Annotated in this window: 8 protein-coding genes; 2 read left to right on the forward strand and 6 right to left on the reverse strand. The window is 73.6% G+C overall.

What is annotated here, in order from left to right:
- Positions 1 to 4: 4 nt before the first annotated feature.
- Entirely contained in the window at positions 5 to 2746 is a 2742-nt protein-coding gene (gene topA / locus G9H72_RS03515) for a type I DNA topoisomerase (RefSeq protein WP_331271935.1), read from the reverse strand.
- A 450-nt stretch (positions 2747 to 3196) separates the two neighbouring features.
- Here topA and G9H72_RS03520 point away from each other — a divergent pair, with 450 nt between their 5' ends.
- Positions 3197 to 4828 (forward strand): MFS transporter, encoded by a 1632-nt coding sequence (locus G9H72_RS03520; RefSeq protein WP_331271936.1) that lies wholly within the window; start codon positions 3197 to 3199, stop codon positions 4826 to 4828.
- A 73-nt stretch (positions 4829 to 4901) separates the two neighbouring features.
- Here the strand turns inward: G9H72_RS03520 and G9H72_RS03525 are convergent, their stop codons facing one another.
- The 5 genes from G9H72_RS03525 to G9H72_RS03545 form a co-directional block, all read right to left on the reverse strand.
- Complete coding sequence (locus tag G9H72_RS03525; protein WP_166167349.1) at positions 4902 to 5426, reverse strand: DUF1707 domain-containing protein; 525 nt, start codon at positions 5424 to 5426, stop codon at positions 4902 to 4904.
- A 99-nt stretch (positions 5427 to 5525) separates the two neighbouring features.
- On the reverse strand, positions 5526 to 6314 hold the full coding sequence (locus G9H72_RS03530) for a thioesterase II family protein (protein ID WP_166167352.1): 789 nt from the start codon (positions 6312 to 6314) through the stop codon (positions 5526 to 5528).
- Positions 6311 to 12685: a non-ribosomal peptide synthetase gene (locus tag G9H72_RS03535; protein WP_166167355.1), complete on the reverse strand. Its 6375-nt coding sequence runs from the start codon at positions 12683 to 12685 to the stop codon at positions 6311 to 6313. The genes G9H72_RS03530 and G9H72_RS03535 overlap by 4 nt, the downstream gene beginning before the upstream one ends.
- Complete coding sequence (locus tag G9H72_RS03540) at positions 12675 to 18017, reverse strand: type I polyketide synthase (RefSeq protein ID WP_331271937.1); 5343 nt, start codon at positions 18015 to 18017, stop codon at positions 12675 to 12677. Before G9H72_RS03540 ends, G9H72_RS03535 begins: the two co-directional genes overlap by 11 nt.
- Positions 18018 to 18112: 95 nt before the next feature.
- Positions 18113 to 19072: an NAD-dependent epimerase/dehydratase family protein gene (locus G9H72_RS03545; protein WP_166167361.1), complete on the reverse strand. Its 960-nt coding sequence runs from the start codon at positions 19070 to 19072 to the stop codon at positions 18113 to 18115.
- A 710-nt stretch (positions 19073 to 19782) separates the two neighbouring features.
- On the opposite strand from G9H72_RS03545, the gene G9H72_RS03550 reads away from it, so the two are divergent.
- A complete protein-coding gene (locus tag G9H72_RS03550; protein ID WP_166167364.1) occupies positions 19783 to 20877 on the forward strand; it encodes a ScyD/ScyE family protein in 1095 nt (364 codons plus the stop codon).
- Positions 20878 to 20894 lie beyond the last annotated feature (17 nt).

Here is a 20894-nt window from a genome sequence, read left to right on the forward strand (position 1 = left end):
CGGCTCACGCACCTGCCTTGGCCGTCTTCTTCGCAGCCGCCTTCTTGGCCGGCGCCTTCTTGGCCGTCTTGGAGGCGGCCGCCTTCTTGGCCGGCGCCTTCTTGGCGGCCTTCTTGGTGCTCGGGCCGGCGGCGCGCTTCTCGGCGAGCAGCTCGACGCCGCGCTCGGGGGTGATGCCCTCGACGGTGTCGCCGCGGCGCAGGGTCGCGTTGGTCTCGCCGTCGGTGACGTACGCCCCGAAGCGCCCCTCCTTGACCACGATCGGCTTGCCGCTGACCGGGTCGGTGCCGAGCTCCTTGAGCGGCGGCTTCGCCGCGGCGCGGCCGCGCTGCTTGGGCTGGGCGTAGATCGCGAGCGCCTGCTCCAGGGTGACCGTGAAGAGCTGGTCCTCGGACTCGAGCGACCGGGAGTCGGTGCCCTTCTTGAGGTACGGCCCGTAACGCCCGTTCTGCGCCACGATCTCGTCGCCGCTCTCGGGGTCCTTGCCGACGACGCGCGGCAGGGTGAGCAGCCGCAGCGCCTCGTCCAGCGTGATCGTGTCCAGCGACATGGTCTTGAACAGGGACGCGGTGCGCGGCTTCGCGGACTTCGGCGACCCCTCGGGCAGCACCTCGGTGACGTACGGCCCGAAGCGCCCGGCCTTGGCGACCACGGTGTGCCCGGTGGCGGGGTCGGTGCCCAGCTCGCGGTCGCCCGACGGCGCCGACAGCAGCTCCTCGGCCTTCTCGACCGTCAGCTCGTCGGGCGCGAGGTCGTCGGGGAGCGAGGCCCGCTCCTCGCCACGCTCGATGTAGGGCCCGTAGCGGCCCACCCGCACCGAGATGCCCGCGCCGAGGTCGTAGGTGTTGACCTCGCGGGCGTCGATGTCGCCGAGGTTCTCCACGATGCGCTTGAGGCCGCCGAGCTCGTCCGGCCCGTGCCCGCCGGTGTGCGCGTGGCCCGGCGTGCCCTCGCCGTCGCCGAAGTAGAACCGGCGCAGCCACTCGACCCGGTCGGCGTCGCCGCCGGCGATCCGGTCGAGGTCCTCCTCCATCTCGGCGGTGAAGTCGTAGTCGACCAGCCCGCCGAAGTGCTCCTCGAGCAGCCGCGTCACCGCGAACGCCAGCCACGTCGGGACGAGCGCGCTGCCCTTCTTGAAGACGTAGCCGCGATCGATGATCGTGCCGAGGATCGACGCGTACGTCGACGGGCGGCCGATCGCGCGCTCCTCCAGCGCCTTGACCAGCGTGGCCTCGGTGTAGCGCGCCGGCGGGCTGGTCGTGTGGCCCTCGGGGTCCACGCGCTGCGGCTCCAGCCCGTCACCCTCGCGCATGGCGGGCAGGCGCTGCTCCTGCGCGTCACGCGGGGCATCCTCGTCGCGCCCCTCCTCGTAGGCGGCGAGGAAGCCGCGGAACGAGATGACGGTGCCGGAGGCGGAGAACTCCGCGTCGGAGAACGGGGAGCCCGCGTGCGGGGTGCTGCCGATGCGCACGGAGACCGTCGTGCCGCGGGCGTCGGCCATCTGCGAGGCGACCGTGCGCTTCCAGATCAGCTCGTAGAGCGCGAACTCGTCGCGGGCCAGCTCGCCCGCGACCTCGCCCGGCGTACGGAAGACGTCACCGGCGGGGCGGACCGCCTCGTGCGCCTCCTGGGCGTTCTTGACCTTGCGGACGTAGCGCCGCGGCGCGTCGGGGACGTACTCGGGGCCGTAGAGCGCGCGGGCCTGCGAGCGCGCGGCGTTGATCGCCGACTCCGACAGCGTCGTGGAGTCGGTACGCATGTACGTGATGTAGCCGTTCTCGTACAGCCGCTGCGCGACGCGCATGGTCGTCTGCGAGGACCAGCGCAGCTTGCGGCTGGCCTCCTGCTGCAGCGTCGAGGTGATGAACGGCGCCGCCGGCTTGCGGGAGTACGGCTTCTCCTCCACCGAGCGGACGGTGAACGGGGCGTCCACGAGCCCGGCGGCCAGCTGGGTGGCCTGCGCCTCGTCCAGGTGGGCCACCTGCCCGGCGGCGCGGGTGGTGAGCCGCCCGTCGCTGCCGAAGTCGCGGCCGGTGGCGACCCGGGTGCCGTCGACGGCTGTCAGCCGGGCCGGGAAGGCCTGGCCGGCGCGCTCGAGGACGGCGGAGACGTCCCAGTACGACGCGCTGCGGAAGGCGATGCGCTCGCGCTCGCGCTCGACCACGAGCCGGGTCGCGACCGACTGGACACGGCCGGCCGACAGCCCGGCGCGGACCTTGCGCCACAGCACCGGGGAGACCTCGTAGCCGTAGAGCCGGTCGAGGATGCGGCGCGTCTCCTGGGCGTCGACGAGCGACTGGTCCAGCTCGCGGGTGTTCTCGACCGCCCGGCGGATCGCCTCGGGGGTGATCTCGTGGAAGACCATGCGGCGCACCGGGACGCGCGGCTTGAGGACCTCGAGCAGGTGCCAGGCGATGGCCTCGCCCTCGCGGTCCTCGTCGGTCGCGAGGAAGAGCTCGTCGGCCTCCTTGAGCAGGGCCTTGAGCTCGGAGACCTTCTTCTTCTTGTCGTTGTCGACCACGTAGTACGGCGCGAAGCCGTTGTCGACGTCGACGGCGAACCGGCCGTACGGGCCCTTCTTCATCTCGGCCGGCAGCTCGCTCGGCGTCGGGAGGTCGCGGATGTGGCCCACGCTGGCCTCGACGTCGTAGCCGTCCCCGAGGTAGCCCGCGATCTTGCGCGCCTTCGTAGGCGACTCGACGATGACGAGCCGGCGACCGGTGGCGGTACGGGTGCGGGGCGGCACGAGGAGCCTCTTCCGTGGACGGGGCGGGCAGGAGCGAGCGGGTCGGGCAGGGGACAGGGCGGAGTCTGACCGCATCCCCGCCCCCGCTGTCAAACCCGAATGATCGCCCACTCGTTCCCGGCGGCCCGACAGCGGCGCGCCGGGGAGCGCGTCCGCGTCCCGCCCGCGGTGCACGGAGGGCCTTTGGAGAACGGGGCCCGAACGGGCCGGGAGCCGGGCCGGGAATCGTCGGGCACCAGTTCCGGACCGGATGTCTCAAACCGGGTCGCAGCGGCTCTGCCCTGGGCGAGGACCGCGTCGTCATCGAGTGGCACGGCGGTCGCGGAGCGCAGCGAGAGGGGTTGCCCGGGTGTCGTCCGACACGGGAGGATCCCTCCGAATTGCCACGCTTGCGGCGACGCCGTCCCGGTCCCCGCGGAGCAATCCCCCCTACTCCACCCCGGAGACGCAGTGACCGGATCGACAACCGTCCCTGCCCGGGCTCCGAAGCCCGGGCACCCCCTGCGCTGGAAGCTGCTCGGCATCCTCTGCCTGAGCGTGCTCCTCGTCGCGATCGACAACACGATCGTCAACGTCGCCCTTCCGACGCTCGACCAGGAGATGGCGTCCTCGACCTCCGCCCTGCAGTGGGTGGTCGACAGCTACACCGTCTGCTTCGCCGGGCTGCTGCTGCTCTGCGGCAACATCGGCGACCGGCTGGGCCGCAAGCGCGTCCTGCAGGCGGGCCTCGTGCTGTTCGCCGTCGCGTCGTTCTTCGCCGCGCAGGCCTCCTCCACGGAGGCACTCGTGACGTGGCGCTCGGTCATGGGCGTGGCCGCGGCCCTCGTCTTCCCCTGCACGCTGGCAATGGTGTCGACGCTGTTCCCCGACCGGCAGGAGCGAGCCGCCGCGATCGGCATCTGGGCCGGCGTGGCGGGCCTCGCGGTGGCGCTCGGCCCGGTGGTCGGCGGCCTGCTGCTCGAGCACTTCTGGTGGGGCTCCATCTTCATCGTGAACCTGCCGATCATCGCGCTCTCCCTCGTGCTCGGCGCCCGCTACCTGCCCGAGTCCAGGGACGCCGCGCCCGGGCGCTTCGACCCGTACGGCGCGGTGCTCTCCATCGCGATGGTCGGGCTGCTGGTTCGGACGGTCATCGAGGCGCCGAACCGCGGGTGGACGTCGGCGGCGACGCTGCTCGGCTTCGCCGCGTCGGCCGCGCTCGTCGTGGCCTTCGTCGTGGTCGAGGCGCGCCGGGACAGCCCGCTGCTGGACGTCACGCTCTTCCGGAACCCCCGCTTCTCGGCCGCCAGCGCTGCGATCTCGATCGCCTACTTCGGCCTGTTCGGGTTCATCTTCATGATCACGATGTACTTCCAGCTGATCCGCGACTACAGCACGCTCAAGGCGGGCCTCGCGACGCTGCCGTACGCCGCCGTCATGGCCGGCCTCTCCCCCGTCTCGATCCTCGTGATGAAGAAGATCGGCACGAAGGCCGTGGTCACGATCGGCATGGTGCTCATGGCGGCCGGCTTCCTCGTCGCGGCGCGGGCAGGGCTGGACGCCGACTACTGGACCGTGGTGGTCGTCTCGATGGTCCTCATGGCCGCCGGCATGGCGCTGGCCACGGGGCCTGCGACCGACTCGATCCTCGCCGCGCTGCCGGAGGCCAAGGCGGGGGTCGGCTCCGCCGTGAACGACACGACCCGCGAGCTGGGCGGAGCGCTCGGCGTCGCGGTCGTCGGCTCGGTGATGAGCTCGTACTACGCGAGCAAGCTGGCCGACTCCTGGGGCGGGCTGGGCCTGCCCACCTCGGTGACCGACGCCGCCGACGAGTCGTTGGGCGCCGGGCTGGAGGTCGCCCGCCAGCTGCCCACCGACCAGGCCGGCCCCGCGGTCGACGCCGTCCGCGACTCCTTCATCTCCGGCCTGCACGCCGGGTCGGTCGCGGCGGCCGTCGCCGCGCTGCTCGCGGGCCTCGCCGCGCTGGTCTTCCTGCCCCGCGACGACCGCCCCGCGCCGGAGGCGGCGATCCCGGCGCCGCGTCCCGAGGGCACCGCGCTCCCGGTGCAGGCCGTCGAGCCGGCCGGGCCCACCACTCGCTGAGCCGGCCCCCGTACGCAGGGGCGCCCCCGACCCGGTCCCGGGTCGGGGGCGCTCGTACGTCCGTGGCGGACGCTCAGGCTTTGTCCGGCTCCGGGCGTACGGCGTGGGCGCCGTGCCCGTTCGTCACGTGCGAGCCGGAGCCGTGGGCGGCCGACGCCCCGCACCCGGCGTCCCCGCCCACGAGCGACGTGATGAGCCCGATGCCCCAGAACACCGTGGGGAAGATCGGCCAGGGGAAGCCGAGCCCGAGCACCGCCCACAGGATCCAGAGGCCCGCGTTGACCCCGACGTACGTGACCAGCTTCGCCTTCTGCGTGGCGTCGAGCCGGGCGAGCGCGCCGCCGCGGCGCACGTCCGGGCGGGCCGCGACGAGCGGGGGCAGGTCGGCGAGGAGCGGCTCGAGCTCCCGTGCGGTGCGCGCCCGGCCCGCGACGCCCTGGCGGTCGTCGAGCTCCTCGCGGGTGAGCCGGCCGAGGGCGTAGTGCTCCCCGAGCGCGACGATGACCTCGTCGCGCTCGGCGTCGCCCACCCGCAGCTCGGGAACCGCGCCGGGCGCGGTGACTGGGCGGTGTTCCGTGGAGCCGGGGCCGGTCGTCATGGTGCTCGGCGCTCCTGAGGAAGGGACGTTGCCTGCCGCGAGCCTAACCCCGCGGGCCCCGCCGGCGCACTCCTGCCGACGGCGCCCGCGGACGAGGGGTCAGGCCACGACGTCCGCGACGTCGCGCCCGCCCGGCAGCAGCCCGCCCCGGCGGCCGGCCCGCAGCAGCCCGTCGACGTGCGCCTGCACCTCGGCCTCGGCCTCGTGGACGAAGAAGTGGCCGCCGGGGAACTCGCGCAGCGACGTCGGGGCCGTCGTCAGCGATCGCCACGCGGCCAGCCCCTCCTGGGTCGTGTGGGCGTCGGCCGTGCCTCCCAGCACGTGCACCGGGCAGTCGAGCAGGGGCCCGTCGTGGAACTCGTAGGAGTCGACGAGCTCGAAGTCGGCCCGGATGGTCGGCATGAGCAGCTCGAGCAGCTCCTCGTTGTCGAGGACCACCGCGGGTGTGCCGCCGAGCCGGCGCAGCTCGTCGACGAGCTCGGCGTCGGACAGGGTCGTGCGCCGACGCGCCGCCGGCACCCTGGCCTGCGGGCCGTCGGCCCCGCTCACGACGAGCGCGACCGGCGACACCGGCAGCCGCCGGGCCACCTCGTAGGCGACGTAGGCGCCCAGGCTGTGCCCGAAGAGCGCGTAGCGCGGGCGCAGCACGGGCTCCAGCTCGTCGACGAGGAGGTCCACCAGCTCGAAGAAGCCCTCGACCGGCGCCTCCGCGAACCGCTTGCCGCGCCCGGGCAGCGAAGCGACGTAGGACCGCGCGGTGCCGAGCGCCCCGCGCCAGGACCGGAACGCGCCCGGGTTGCCACCGGCGTACGGGAAGAGGACCAGGTCCACCCCGCCGGGCGTCCCCGGGGCGAGCGGCTCCAGCCAGGCCGATCCTGCGGCGCTCATGCCCGCACCTGCCCCGTCCCGGGCGCGTCGGCGCCCGCCGCGAGGCGGAGCACGAGCCCCGCCGGGGTGCGTGCGGCGTACAGGTCGCGCAGGCCGATCTGCGCGTCGTCGAGCCGGCGCAGCCGGGTCACGAGCTCGATGGCGTCGATGGAGTCACCGCCCAGTTGGAAGAAGTCGTCGTGCAGCCCGATGGCCTGGCGCCCGAGGGTCGACTCCCAGAGCTCGACCATCCGCCGTTCCTCGGGCCGGGTCGGGGGGACGTACGGCGCGGTGGCCGTGGTCGCCAGTGCGCCGAGCTGGCGCTCGAGGGTCTTGCGGTCGACCTTGCCGTTGCCCGACAGCGGAAGCGCGGGCAGCTCGGCGACGACCAGCGGCACCATGTACGCCGGCAGGATCGGGGCGAGGAACTCGGGGAGGTCGACCTCCCCGTCCGTGCCCTCGGCCCGCACCCAGGCGCATGCCAGCCGCTTGTCGGCCAGCTTGTCCCCGAGCGCGAGGACGGTCGTCTCCGCGACGGCGGGGTGGCGCAGGATCGCGCGCTCGACCTCTCCCGCCTCCACGCGGTAGCCGCCGATCTTGAGCTGGAAGTCCGACCGGCCGAGGAACTCGATGTTGCCGTCCGACATCAGCCGGCCGAGGTCCCCCGTGCGGTAGAGCCGCTCGCCGCTGACGGGGTGGCGCACGAACGCGGCGTCGGTCAGCTCCGCCGAGCCCCAGTAGCCGAGCGCCAGCCCCACACCCCTGATGTACAGGTCACCCGTCACCCACGGGGGAGCCGGGCGCAGGTCTGCGTCCAGGACGACGACGTCCTGGTTCTTCATGCCCTTGCCGTAGGGGACGCTGTTCCACGCCGGGTCGACCACCGTGACCGGGTACGTGATCGACCAGATCGAGGCCTCGGTCGCGCCCCCGAGGCTGTGCAGCTCGGCCTTGGGGCACCTCTCCCAGGCTGCGGCCGGGAGCCCCAGCGGGATCCAGTCGCCGCTGAGCAGGACGACGCGCAGCTCCGGGCAGGGCGCGTCCAGGGCGCCGACGAAGAGGTTGAACAGCGCCGGCACGGTGTTCCACACGGTGACGCCGTGCCTGGTGACGAGGTCGATCTGGTGCAGCGGGTCGAGCCGGCGTGCCGGGTCCGGCACCACGAGCGCGCCACCGGCTGCGAGCAGCCCGAAGACGTCGTAGACGGAGAGGTCGAAGCTCAACGAGGACAGCGCGAGCACCCGGTCGGCCGGGCCGACGCCGTAGCGCTCGTTGACGTCGACGATCGTGTTGAGCGCCCCCCGGTGGTCGATCATGACGCCCTTGGGCACGCCGGTCGAGCCGGACGTGAAGATGACGTACGCCAGGTCCTCCGCGCGCACGGTGTGCGACCGCAGCGCGTCCGCGGAGCCCGTGTCCACGTCGTCGACCGTGAGCACCGTCCCGGGGAAGACCTCCGCCAGCCGGTCACGCATCCACGGCTGGGTCAGCAGGCATCGCACGCCCGCGAGCTCGGTGATCGTCAGCAGCCGCTCGGCCGGGGTGTCCGCATTGAGCGGGAGGTACGCCCCCACCGCCACCGTGCCGAGCACGGCCGCGGTCTGCTCCCAGCCCGGCTCCATCATCACCGCCACGGGCTCGCCCGCCCGGACGCCGTGGGCGCGCAGGGCCGCGGCCACACCGCCGGCGCGGGAGGCGAGCTCGGCGTACGTCAGCGTCCGGGTCGGCGAGATCACGGCGTCGGCGTGCGGCGTGGCCTCGAGCGAGGCAAGGAACGGGTCGAGCAGCGTCCCGGCCGGCACGTCCGCGATCTCCAGCGGCGCCGGGGCCTCGAGCGCAGCCGGCCCGTCCCACGCCGCCGGGTCACCGGCGAGCCGGTGCAGCAGAGCGACCCACTCGGCGAACATCGCCTCGACGAAGCCCTCGGGGTAGACGTCGAGCACGACGTCCCAGTTGCAGCGCAGGTCCTCGCCCTGCGCCTCCCAGATGCCCGCGTCCAGCCACACCTGCGACGTCTGCGTGACCCCGAGCTCCGGCTGGTGCCGGACCGGGAAGCTGGAGTCGGGCATGGGGATGCCGAGGGCGCTGGTGAACACGACCGGGAAGTGGGCAGCGCCCGGGCTGTTGTGGTGGCGGGCGTACTCGCGCAGCACCCGCACGCCGCTCATGTCGTTCTCCTCGAGGACCTCCCACAGGTCACGCTGGATTCGACGGGCGGCCTCGACGAAGGCCGGCCGGTCGGCGAGGTCGACGGGCAGGAGCGTGAGCGAGGTGAACTCGCCAGCCACCTGGTCGACCTGGGGGTGGAAGGGCTTGCGGTTGAGGAAGGTGAGGTTGAGCGAGAAGCGCGGGTCCTGCACGCGCCCCGCGAGCACCTGCGCGTACGCCGTGAGGCAGACGCCGCTCGGGGTGAGCCCGTGCTTTCCCGCAGCGCGCTTCAGTGACTCCCAGACCTCCTTCGGCACCCGGGCGTGCAGCCGGGTGAACCGCGGCTCCTGCAGCTCGTCGGGGCGGCGGGCCATCGGAAGGCCGGGGGCGCCGGGCAGGGTGGGGATGCGCCGGTCCCAGTACGCCTTCGTGCGCGCGAACCGCTCGCTCTGCTCGAACTGCCGGTCCGCGAGGACGTAGTCGCGGAACGAGAACTCGAGCTCCGGGAGCGGGAGGCCGTCGTAGATCATGGCCAGCTCGCGGAGCACGAGCGTGAAGCTGGCCGCGTCGAGCAGCAGGGCATCGGTGCTGAAGTGCAGCACCTGCACGTCGCCGGGGAGCAGGCTGATGCGGATGTCGAAGTTCGGCCAGCGCGTCATGTCGAGCTTCTGGTGGGACAGCTCGTCACGCACGTGCTGCAGGCCGGCGTCGATCTCCTCCTGCGCGGCCTCGCGCAGGTCGTGGACGCGCGGGACGTAGTCGGGCACCTCGCGCAGGATCTGCTGCCCGCCGTGGTCCAGGACGACCGCTCGCATCATCTCGTGCCGCTCGATCACCTGGTTGAGCGCGCGGGTGAGGCGGTCGACCTGCAGCCCCTCCGACTGCAGCTCGTCGTAGCTGTGGGTCGAGACGCCGCTGAACTCGAACGCCCCGTCCCGCCCGAGCCAGTAGGCCTGCTGCACGTCGGTGAGCGGGAACGGGTCGTGGCGGTGCTCGGGGTCCGGCTCCACGAGCGGCACTGGGCGGTCGTCCGCGGGCGTGTGCAGCGCGGCGACCCGCTGCACGAGGCCCTCGACGGTCGGGGAGTCGAAGAGCTCCCCCACGCGCAGCCGCACGCCGATCTCGCGGTGCACCCGACTGAGCAGGTCGAGCGCGGTGAGCGAGTGGCCGCCCAGGGCGAAGAAGCTCTCGTCCACGCCGACGTCGTCGAGCCCCAGCACCGCACCGAAGAGGGCGGCCATCGCCTCCTCCTCCGCGGTCCGCGGCAGCACGCGCTCACGCCGCGACCGCGGGACCTCCAGCTGCGACAGCCGGGCGCGGTCGACCTTGCCGCTGGGCAGGTAGGGCAGCTCGTCCGTGAGCAGCAGCTCGGGCACCAGCGCGCCGGGAAGCCGCTGCACGAGCCGCTGCCGCCAGGACGCGGCGTCGGCGGCCCGGACGTCGGGCACCACCCACGCCACGAGCCTCGCGTCCTCCGCCGTGCCGGAGACCAGCGCAGCGGCCTCCCGCACGCCGGGCAGGGCGCGTACCGCCTGCTCGACCTCGCCCAGCTCGATGCGGACGCCACGCAGCTTGACCTGGTCGTCGTTGCGGCCGAGCAGCACCAGGTCCCCGTCCTCGTTCCGGAATCCCAGGTCCCCCGTCTGGTAGACGCGCTGCTCGACGCCCGCCGGGGCCGCCGTCGAGAAGCGCGACTCGTCGGCACTGACGTACCCGGCGCCGAGCCCCCGCCCGCCGACGACCAGTTGGCCCGCGACACCGGGCGGCACCAGCCGGCCGGCGGCGTCGACGACGTAGACCTCGCAGTTCGGCAGGGGCCGCCCGATCGGCATCCTGGCGCCTGCGACCCCCTCCTCGGGGACGCGGAAGATCGTGCTGTCGACCGTCGCCTCCGCCACGCCGTACGTGTTGAAGAGCGCGGTGCCGGGGGCGAGCACGTCGCGCCGCCATTCGGCGGCCTCTGCCGGGGCCCACGCCTCGGACGCCACGACGAGGTTGCGGATGTCGAGCCGTCGTCCGCGGCGCGCCAGCTCCGCCACGAGCCGGCGGAACACGCTGGGCACGAACTCGGCGAAGTCGAAGGACCGCCCGTGCACCAGGTCGGCGAAGCGGGAGGGGTCTGCGGCGGCCTCGGCCTCCACCACGCGCAGGTGCCCACCCGTGCCGAGCGCGCGGGCCACGTCACCGTAGAAGACGTCGAAGCTGCTGCCGGCGAGTTGGAGGCACTCCGGCGCGTCGAGCTCGAAGGCAGAACTCCAACTCCTGAGCATCGCTGCATAGGAGGCGTGCGGGACACGCACTCCCTTCGGCCTGCCGGTCGAGCCGCTGGTGTAGACGAGGTACGCGTCGGCACCGGCCCGGCTCCGCGCCACCGGGGCGGCCGGCAGCTCGGAGAGGATCAGTACCCGGCGTCCGCCCTCGGCGAGCTCGAACCGCTCGAGCACGTGCGTGCGCTCGGTCAGCACGGGTGCGTCGGCGTCGTCGGCCATGGCCCGCAGGCGCCCGACCGGCAGTGCCGGGTCGAGCACGAGGCAGGCCTTGCCTGCCTTCCACACGCCGAGCAGTGCCGCGAACAGGGCCGCCGAGCGCGGCAGCATCACGGCGACGACCGGCGCGTCGCGAAGGCTGTCGAGCACCTGGTCGCGGACGCGGTCGCTGAGCGCGGCGAGCTCGGCGTAGCCGACGGTCCGGTCCGCGTCGGTGACGGCCGGGGCCTGCGGCGCACGCCGGGCGGCGGCCTCGAACGCGTCCACGACGCTCGCGTGCACCGGCTCGAGCACCGGCCCGCGGGAGCGGGCGATCACCTCCTCACGCTGGGCCGGGCCCAGCAGCGGCAGGTCGCGCAGCCGGCTCGCGGGGTCGGCGGCCATGGCGGCGACGAGGCCGCGGTAGGAGTCGGCCAGGCTCTGCACGGTGGCTCGCGAGTAGCGCCGGGTGTCGTACTCGAGGAGCAGCCGGACGCCGTCGTTCTCCTCGACCACGTCGAGCGAGAGGTCGAACTTGGAGGTGCCGAAGTCGAGATCGAGGTAGTCCGCGCGCAAGCCCCCGACCGGCGCGAGGTCGACCGCCGGCTGGAAGGTGAACAGGGTCTGGAACACCGGGTGCACGCCGGCCGACCGCACCGGGTTCGTGAGCTCGACGATGCGGTCGAACGCCACGTCCTCGTGGGCGAAGGCGTCGAGGCTGGAGGCCGCGACGGCGCGGAGCAGCTCGCGCACCGTCATGGCGCCGTCGAGCCGGATGCGCAGCGGGATCGTGTTGACGAACGTCCCGATCAGCTGGTGGGTCGTGCTGTCGGACCGGCCCGAGACCGGGGTCCCCACGACGATGTCGTCCTGGCCCGACCGCTGCTGCAGCAGCACGTCGAAGACGGCGAGCGCCGCGGCGAAGGGGGTGGCGCCCTCGGCCCGGGCCGCCGCGACCAGCGGCTGCCACTCCGGCCCGCGAAGCTCGGCGACCAGCAAGCCCCCCTCCGGCCCGACGGGCGCCGCCGGGCCCTCCACGCTGAGCCGGAGCGGGCCGCCCGGGTCGCGCAGGTAGTCGACCCAGAAGCGCTCGTCGGCGCTCGGGCCCGGCTCCTCGCCGCGCAGCGAGTCGATCTGCCGGCGCAGCTCGTGGCGGGCGCGCTCCCACTGCGCGTAGTCGGGGTACTGCCACTCCAGCGGCTCGAGCTGCTGTCCGTCGAGCAGCCGCAGCAGCTCGCCGAGGAAGACCTTGAGCGACCAGCCGTCGAAGACGATGTGGTGGAACGACAGCACGAGGTAGCTGCGCCCCGCCGCCTGCCGCACCAGGAGCGCCCGCCACAACGGCAGCCTCGAGATGTCGAAGGGGCGCCGGACGAACCCGGCGGCGAGCGCGGTCACCCCCGCCTCGTCGGCGGGGCCGTCCACCACCTCGAGCTCGGGCGCGTACGCCGGCTCGACCTCCAGCCGGGGCGGGTCACCCACGACCCGCGTCCGGAGGATCTCGTGCCGCCGCGCGATCGTGCCGAGCGCGGCCCGGAGCTCCTCGACGTCGACCGCTCTGCTGAGCCGGAAGTAGCCGGGGATGTTGTAGCTGGCGTCCTGCTCACCGGTCCGGGCGAGGTACCAGAGCCGCTGCTGCGCCGGCGACAGGGGCACGGCGTCCGGCCGCGGCGCCGAGCGCAGCGCCTGGAGCCGGGTGCCGTAGAGCGCGTCGAGGACGGCCGTCCGCTTGGCCGGGTCGAGCGCCCGCAGGCGCGTGAGGAAGGTGTCAGTGCTCATCGGTCGCTGCCCCCACCATGTCCGCGATGTCGACGCCCTCGGCGGCCGCGAGGACTGCTGCGATCTCCTCGTCGAGCTCCGGGGCCGCCCGGCGCTGCTCGATCTGGTCCTGGCAGGCGGTCACGAGCTCGTCGAGCGTCGCGCCCTTCAGCAGGGAGACGATGGGCACGTTGACCCGCAAGGCCTTCTCCAGCCGGCCCTTCAGCTCGATGGCGATCATCGAGTCGAGCCCGAGCGAGGTCAGCGGGGTGCCGCCCGGAAGGTCCCCGGCGGCGTACCGGAGGACGCCTGCGGCCAGTCCGCGCACGGAGTCGGCGACGATCGCCGGCCGCTCGGCCTCGTCGGCCTCGTCCAGCCGGCCCATGACCGAGCCGGCACCACCCTGCTCGGCGACGGTGGGCGCCGCGGCCCGCAGGTCGTCGAGCATCCGCGGCGCGAGGCCCAGCGGGTAGCTCGCGACGGCGGTCGGCCAGTCCGGGGCGATGGGCGCGACCTGCGCGAGCCCGGACGCCAGCAGCTGCCCCAGCGCGGCGGTGCCCTGGGCCGACGTGGTCGGGTGCAGCCCCCTGGAGACGAAGAACGAGACGAGGTCGAGCTGGGTGGCCATGCCGACGTCGCCCCACGGCCCCCAGTTGACCGACGTGGCGGGCTCCCCCCGGCCGTGCCGCTCGGAGGCGAGGGCGTCGAGGTACGCGTTGCCTGCAGCGTAGTTCGCCTGTCCGGCAGAGACGACGAGCGACGCGATCGAGGAGAACAGCACGAACAGGTCGAGGCCGGTCGAGAAGACCTGGTCGAGCGCCCAGCCGCCCTGCACCTTCGCCCGGGCGATCGAGCGGAAGTCGTCGTCGGTCATGGACACGAGCAGCTTGGGGATCGACGTGCCCGCCGAGTGCACCACGCCGCGGATCGGCACCCGCCCCTCGCGGTCCCGCCGGTCCCGCAGCTCCGTGAGCGCCCCCACGTCGGCGACGTCGCAGCTGTGCACCTCGACCGAAGCGCCCTTCGCCTCCAGGGCCATGACGGCGCGGACACGCGCGTCCGTGCTCGCCGGCCATTCCGACCGCGGGGGCAGCCCCTGTCGGCCCACCAGCACGACGTGCCGGGCACCGCGCTCGACCATCCATCCGGCGACGACGAGCCCGAGCGCGCCGAGGCCGCCGGTGACCAGATAGGCGCCGTCACGCCGGAAGGGGGCGCAGGCACCACGTCCGACCGGCGCTTCGACCATGCGCGGGACGTGCCGGCGGCCGGCGTACACGCCGACCTGGTCCTCGCTGTCCCCGGAGAGCAGCTGTGCGGCCACCAGCTCGGCGTTCGGCACGCTCGCGCCGTCGATGTCCACGAGCCCGCCCCACAGCGAGGGCAGCTCGACGTGGCCGCCGACCCGGCCGACGCCCCAGACGACCGCCTGCAGGGCGTTGCCGACCGTCCCCATGACGGGCTGGGCCCGTTCGGTGACGAGCCAGAGCCGCGGCGGCTCGGCCTGCCCGCCGTCGGCCCACGCCTGGAAGAGCCGCATGGCCTGCACCCCGGCGGCGACGCCGGCATCCGGCCCCGCGCCCGGGCCGACGCTCAGGGCACCGAGGCCGACGACCCCGCGCACGTCGGCGGCGGCGGCCGCTCGCTCCCGCAGCTCGAGCGTGCCCAGCGTCCCGGTCCAGCGCTCGACGGCCGCGCCCGCGGCCGTCAGCGCGGCCGCCAGGGCGTCGCCGAAGCCGTGCTCGCCGACCAGCACCCACCGGCCGGCCGGGCGCGGCGGCGCGGGAAGCTCCTCCTCGGCCTCGCGCCACTCGACGGTGTAGTGACCCATCGGGGCGGTAGCGGCCGGAGCCGCCTGCACGTCCTGGGCGCGGCAGCCGAGGATCCGCAGCACCGGGGTGCCGTCCGGGGCGTACGCGAAGATGTCGCCCTCGATCGAGCCGCCGTCCGCGCTCTCGCGCACCTCGGCCCGCATCACCAGCTCCGCAGGGACCCGGCCGTGCACGCGGCCCTCGGCCACCTCGACGGGCATGAAGGTCCGCCCCTCGCTGCCGGGCAGGGCTGCCAGGGCGAGGACCTGGAAGGCGGCGTCGATGACCAGGGGGTGGATGACGTAGTCATCGACGGCAGCGGACTCGGTGGCCGAGAGCCGCACCCGGGCGACGGCCTGCGTCCCGTCGCGGCGCAGCTCCTCGATCATCCGGAACTCCGGGCCGTAGTTCAGCCCCAGGCCGCGCAGCTGCGCGTAGACGGCGTCCGCGCCGAGCGCGGGCGCGTGGAGCGGCTCGAGAGCCGGCACCTCGAGCCCGGTCGCGCGGCCGAGGCTGAGCCGTCCGGTCGAGTGCGCCGTCCAGTCCAGCGTCCCGCGACGTGCGCTGCTGACCTCGAACTCCCCTGTGGCAGGGTCGAACGTCAGCCGCACCTGGGGCTGGTCACCCGGCTCGAGGTACAGCGCCTTCCGGAATCGCAGATCCTGGAAGACGATCCCGTCGGCGGTCCCGTAGGACTCCCGGCCCGCCCACACGGCCAGCTCGGTGTAGCCCGCGGCCGGGAAGACGATCTCGTCCTCGATGCGGTGGTCGAGCAGCCAACCCAGGTGCGGGGCATCGAGGTCCGCCTCCCACTCCAGCCCCGCGCCCTCGATGCGCCGCCACAGCAGCGGGTGCGGGCGGGCCGCGGACCGCCGAGCGGAGTCGGGCGTCTCGGCCCAGTGCCGCCGCCGCTGCCACGGGTAGCTCGGGAGCGCGACCTCGGCCGGCTCCGCGCCGAGCAGCGCCTCCCAGTCGAGCTCCACGCCCCAGGAGTACGCCTCACCCGCCGCGCGCAGCAGGGCCTCGCGCTCCGGCGCCTGCCGCCGCAGCGAGGAGGCCGCGCGCACGTCCGCGACGCCCTGCGCCTCCGCCGTCTCCAGCACCGACCGGGTCAGCACCGGGTGCGGGCCGAGCTCGAGGAACGTGCGGGCGCCCAGCCCGAGCAGGGTGCCGACGGCGTCCGCGAACCGGACCGGCTGCCGGACGTTGGCGTACCAGTAGCCCGCGTCGAACGCCGCGCCCTCGCGCAGCTGCCCGGTGACGGTCGAGACGATCGGCGTGTGCCCCGCCGCGGGGGTGATGCCCGCGAGCCGGGCGAGCAGGTCGTCGTGGATCTCTTCCATGTAGAAGCTGTGGTACGGCACCTTGACCGCGAGCTCACGGCAGAAGACCTCTTCGGCCGACAGCTCGGCCGCGAGGCCAGCGATGCTCCCGTCGTCGCCCACCACCGTGATCGCCGTGGGGCTGTTGACCGCCGCCAGGTCGACCCGCCGCTCCGGATGGCGCGCGAGCCGGGCCCGGAGGGCGTCGAGCGGCTCGCCGACCGCCAGGAGCCGGCCCTTGCCGGTGGTCAGCTGCTGGGTCATGCTCCGCGCGTAGCTGACCGTCATCGCGTCCGGCAGCGAGAGCACTCCCGCGGCCCAGGCGGCGGCCGGCTCGCCGGCGCTGTGCCCCACGACCAGGTCCGGCGCGACGCCCCAGCTGCGCCACAGCCGGGTGAGGCCGACCTGCAGCGCGAAGTTGGCCGGCTGCGCGACCTCCGTCTCCTCCATGCGCTCGGGCGCCAGCTCGCCGGTGAAGGCGGACACCAGCGACCAGCCCGAGACCGGGTCGCCGAGAGCCGCGATCTCGTCGACGGCGGCTCTGAAGACGGGCTCGGTGGCGTAGAGCTCGCGGCCCATCCCCGGCCACTGCGGGCCCATCCCGCTGTAGACGAGGACGAGCGGGCCTTCCTGCGCAGGGGCAGCGCCCGCGCCGTCGACCTGCGCCAGAGCGGCAACGAGGTCCTCGACCGACGTGCCGACGACCGCCGCCCGCACCGGGTGATGGTCACGTCGCAGCGCGGCGGTGGCGGCGACCTGCGCCGGCGGGACGGACGTGCCGGCCAGCAGGCCGGCGTACGCGGACGCCAGTTGCGGCAGGGCGGCGGAGGCCCGCACGGACAGCGGCAGCAGGGTCGCCCCGGCCGGTACGGCATCCTGGGCCCGCGGGCGCGGGATGGCGCGGACCGCAGGACGCTCGAGGACGACGTGCGCGTTGGACCCGCCGAAGCCGAAGGAGTTCACACAGGCGAAGCGGTCCTCCGGGCGCAGCGCGGTGGGGCTGGTCGGGATGCGCAGCTGCAACCGGTCGAGGTCGATCGCCGGGTTCGGCGTCTCGAGGTGCAGGTGCGGCGGGACCTGGCCGTGGAAGAGCTCCAGGGATGCCTTGATGAGCCCGGCGACCCCGGCCGCCGCCTCCAGGTGCCCGATGTTGGTCTTCACCGAGCCGAGGAAGCAGCGCTCCCCCGCCGCCCGGCCCTCGCGCAGCACGGCACCGACGGCGTTCGCCTCGATGGGGTCGCCCACCGGCGTGCCGGTGCCGTGCGCCTCGATGAGCGCGACCTGGTGCGGCCGCACCCCCGCCTGCTCCAGCGCACGGCGCAGAAGCTCCTGCTGGGCCGAGCCGTTCGGCACCGTGAGGCCCTCGCTGCGGCCGTCCTGGTTGACGGCACTGCCCCGGATCACCGCGTAGTAGCGACGCCCGCTCTCCCGCATCTCGGCGGCCCGGCGCAGCACCACCGCGCCGGCGCCCTCGCCGCGCACGTAGCCGTCGGCCCGCGAGTCGAAGGCCCGGGAGCGGCCGGTGGGCGAGAGCATCCCGGCCCGCGACTCCGCGATCGTGTACGCGGGGGTGAGCAGAGCGTTGACACCGGCCACGACGGCGAGGTCGCACTCGTCGTTGCTCAGCGCCTGGTGCGCCAGGTGGGCGGCGGTGAGGCTGGACGAGCAGGCGGTGTCGACCGTCACGCTCGGCCCGTTGAAGCCGTAGACGTAGGACAACCGGTTGGCCAGCAGCGTCATCATCGAGCCGGTCGCGGTGTGCGGCTCGACCCCGCGGTAGTCCGTCCCGCCGAGCTGCATGAGCATGTAGTCGAGGGTGAAGCCGCCAACGTAGACGCCGACCCGCGTGCCCACGAGGCCGGCCAGCGGGATGCCGGCGTCCTCGAACGCCTCGTGGGTCACCTCGAGCAGCAGCCGCTGCTGCGGGTCCATGCGCTCGGCCTCACGGGGTGAGATGCCGAAGAACTCGGCGTCGAACCGGTCGACCCCTTCGACGAAGCCGCCCCACTTGGTCCGCGTCTTGCCGCTGCCGTTGCCCGGCGAGTAGAACGACGCGGCGTTCCACCGGTCGGCCGGCACCTCGCTGATGCCGTCGACGCCGTCCATCAGCATCCGCCAGAACTCCTCGGGAGAGCTGGCTCCCGGGAACCGGCAACCGATTCCTGCGACTGCCGTGTGCATGCTGGACAAGGCGGGCTCCTCGCGCGTCGTCGAACTCATCACAATGGGGGCGGAAGGCAGCACTGTGATACGCACGAGCGGGCACGCCCGGCGCAACAGGTGTCAGAGGTACGGGCGGCGCGCCCGCAGGGAGGTCAGCTCCGGCCGGAGGAGGCGAGCCCCGCGCTCTGGACCGTGAGCGTCACGGCCTCCTTGAGCGGCGTCGCGGCTTCACCGAAGGCGGCTGCGTACTTCGAGCTGTCGGCGACGTGCGGGGACGTGTACGTGTAGAAGGTCTCCTTGAGCGCCTTCATCGTCGGGTTGAAGAGGCTCATCAGGTTCATGACCGCGGGGCCCGCGATACGGAACTTCGGTTGTGCGCCCAGCACCTCGCCGAACGCCGTCATCAGCTCGCGGTGGGTGGTCGGCTCCTGCATGGGCGCGTGCCATACCTGGCCGAGCGCCGAGTCCGACGAGGCGACATTGACCATCGCGCGGGCGAAGTCGTCGATGTATGTCATGGTGTGCGGCTGGTCGACCGAGCCGAGCGCGGGCACCGGCTTCCCGGCGGCCAGAGCGGCGAGCTCGGAACGGCCGGCCATCGAGGTCTCGACCCCGGGCCCGTAGAACGACGCGCCGCGGACGACAGCGGTACGCAGGCCGGGCGCATCGAGCACGCGCCGGTCCAACCGCTTGCGCAGCGCGCCCTTCGGCCCGGTGGCGAGCTCGGGGGAGGCCTCGGTGAGCGTGCCCTGCTGCGGGCCGTAGGCGTACAGGTTGCTCGCGAAGACGAGGGTCTTGCCGCTGTCGCGCAGCCCGTCGAGCAAGCCTCCCACCAGCGCGTCGAACTCCTCCACCCAGCTGGTCAGCGGCGGAGCAGCGCACAGGTGCACCACCTCGCAGTCCGCGGCCACGGCGCGCACCTGCTCCGCGTCGCTCGCGTCCAGCTGCCGCCACTCGGCGCCCAGGCCCTCGACCCGGTTGCGGGACGCGGCAACCACCGGGATGCCGCGCGTGCGCAGCTCCTCGACCACGCGGCGTCCGAGCGGCCCGAGACCGATGACCAGCTGCTGGTTGTTCAACGTGTTGCTCCCGTGCGAGAGGTCGGATGGCATGAGCGAGCGCGACCAGGCGCGCCACGCATCGCGTGTCGAGCTGTCCAGGAACGACGATCAGGGCATCTCGACGGAAGCGCATGTTGCGCATTCGCGTTCAGGGGAATCGACATTGCGGACGACGCGGGCCCGGCACCTGGCAGGCCGGCCGACCGAGAGGCCGGCGGGACGAGCACCCTTCCCAGTGCTTCCACGACCGCCCGAGCGGCCACCGTACCCATTGCCGCACTTCTGAACAAGGGGTGCTCACCCCCCAATCCCGGCCAGTCGTAGATCTTTCCGGTCACGTCTCGCCGCCTACGGTCGTAAAGGAGCCGTCCGACCCATGCTTGATGCATCGACTTTCAGGCAGCGGACACAGGTGGCGCCCGTCCGGGACGCTGCCCGGCATCGCCCGCCGGCTCCGCCCGCGCCCAGGCCCGGTCAACTCAGCCATCCATAGTTGGCCGAAGACATCTACACCGATGAAAGGTGCATGTATCAGCGGTGAACTGATCGGTCTCTCCCCGAACGGCACCCGGAATTCCGGAGCCATTGCGTGGCGCGGGTGCGCCGGAAGTGCAAGCATGCCCCCCGTCGCCCGTCCCTCCGCCACGCCCGCACGACCTGCGGGCGCGGTCACGTGGCCCGGTCGCCGGCCCGTCCGGCCGGCGTGAGGACGCGGCCGGAACGCAAGGCTCCGTCTCCTTCTTCAGACAAGGACTTGCTGCATGCTTCGACTTCGAACACCGCTGCTGGCCATGGGCGCAGGCGCGCTCGCCGTCGCGGGAGTGCTGTCCGCGCCGGCCGCAGGGGCCGCCGACGGCGCCGTGACCGTCCTGGCCAGCGGGCTGGAAGGCCCGCGCGAGATCCAGTTCAGCAGCGACAGCAAGCTCGTCGTGGCCGAGTCCGACAACGGCCGGGTCACCGAGCTCAACGTGAGGAACGGCAGGACCAAGGCCCTCGCGACGGGCCTCACCGCCCTGCAGGGCGTCGACGCCCGCGGCAGCGCGCTCTACGTCGCACAGGGCGAGACCGGGATCGGCATCGGCGACCCGACCGACCCGGCCCAGGGGTTCAACCTGGCGGAGGTCAAGCACGGCGACGTCACGCTGGTATCGGACCTGCTGGCCTACGAGAAGGCCAACAACCCCGACGGCCAGGCGCAGTACGCGCCGAACGGCAACCCGTACGAGTCGCTCTCGAACCCGTACTACGTCCTCGCCGACACGTCCAAGATCCTCGTCGCCGACGCCGGCGCGAACGTCGTCTACTCGGTGGACCGGAAGAACGGCCGCACCAAGACGTGGTTCAACCCCGGCGTCGTCACGACCGGCGCCTGCGAGGGGCTGCCGAACAACCCCGGCACGGTGGGCTGCGACCCGGTCCCGACCGGCATCGCGAAGGCTCCCGACGGCACCTACTACGTCTCGACCTTCCAGTCGGAGGTGCCCGAGGCCGGCCGCGTCTACCACGTGCGCGCCGATGGCTCGGTCATCGACTTCCTCGACGGCTTCAGCTCGCCGACCGGGGTCGCCGTCGGTGACGACGGGTCGGTCTACGTCTCGGAGATGCTGCACGGCTTCCCCGGCGGGAGCGAGCCGCCGCCCCCGGGCGCCGACCCCTCCGACATCGGCCGCATCATCAAGGTCGCCCCGGACGCCGAGCGCACCCGCACGTACGCGCAGGTGACGATGCCTTCCGGGCTCGCCTTCCACGACGGCGCGCTGTACGCGTCCGCCTGGTCGGTCGCCGTCTTCATCGGCATGCCGAGCGCCGGGCAGGTCGTCCGGGTCGGGGACGCCGCCTTCGAGCCGGCGGCCTGACCTCCGCATCACCTGCG

It is taken from the genome of Motilibacter aurantiacus (assembly GCF_011250645.1).
GTDB lineage: Bacteria > Actinomycetota > Actinomycetes > Motilibacterales > Motilibacteraceae > Motilibacter_A > Motilibacter_A aurantiacus.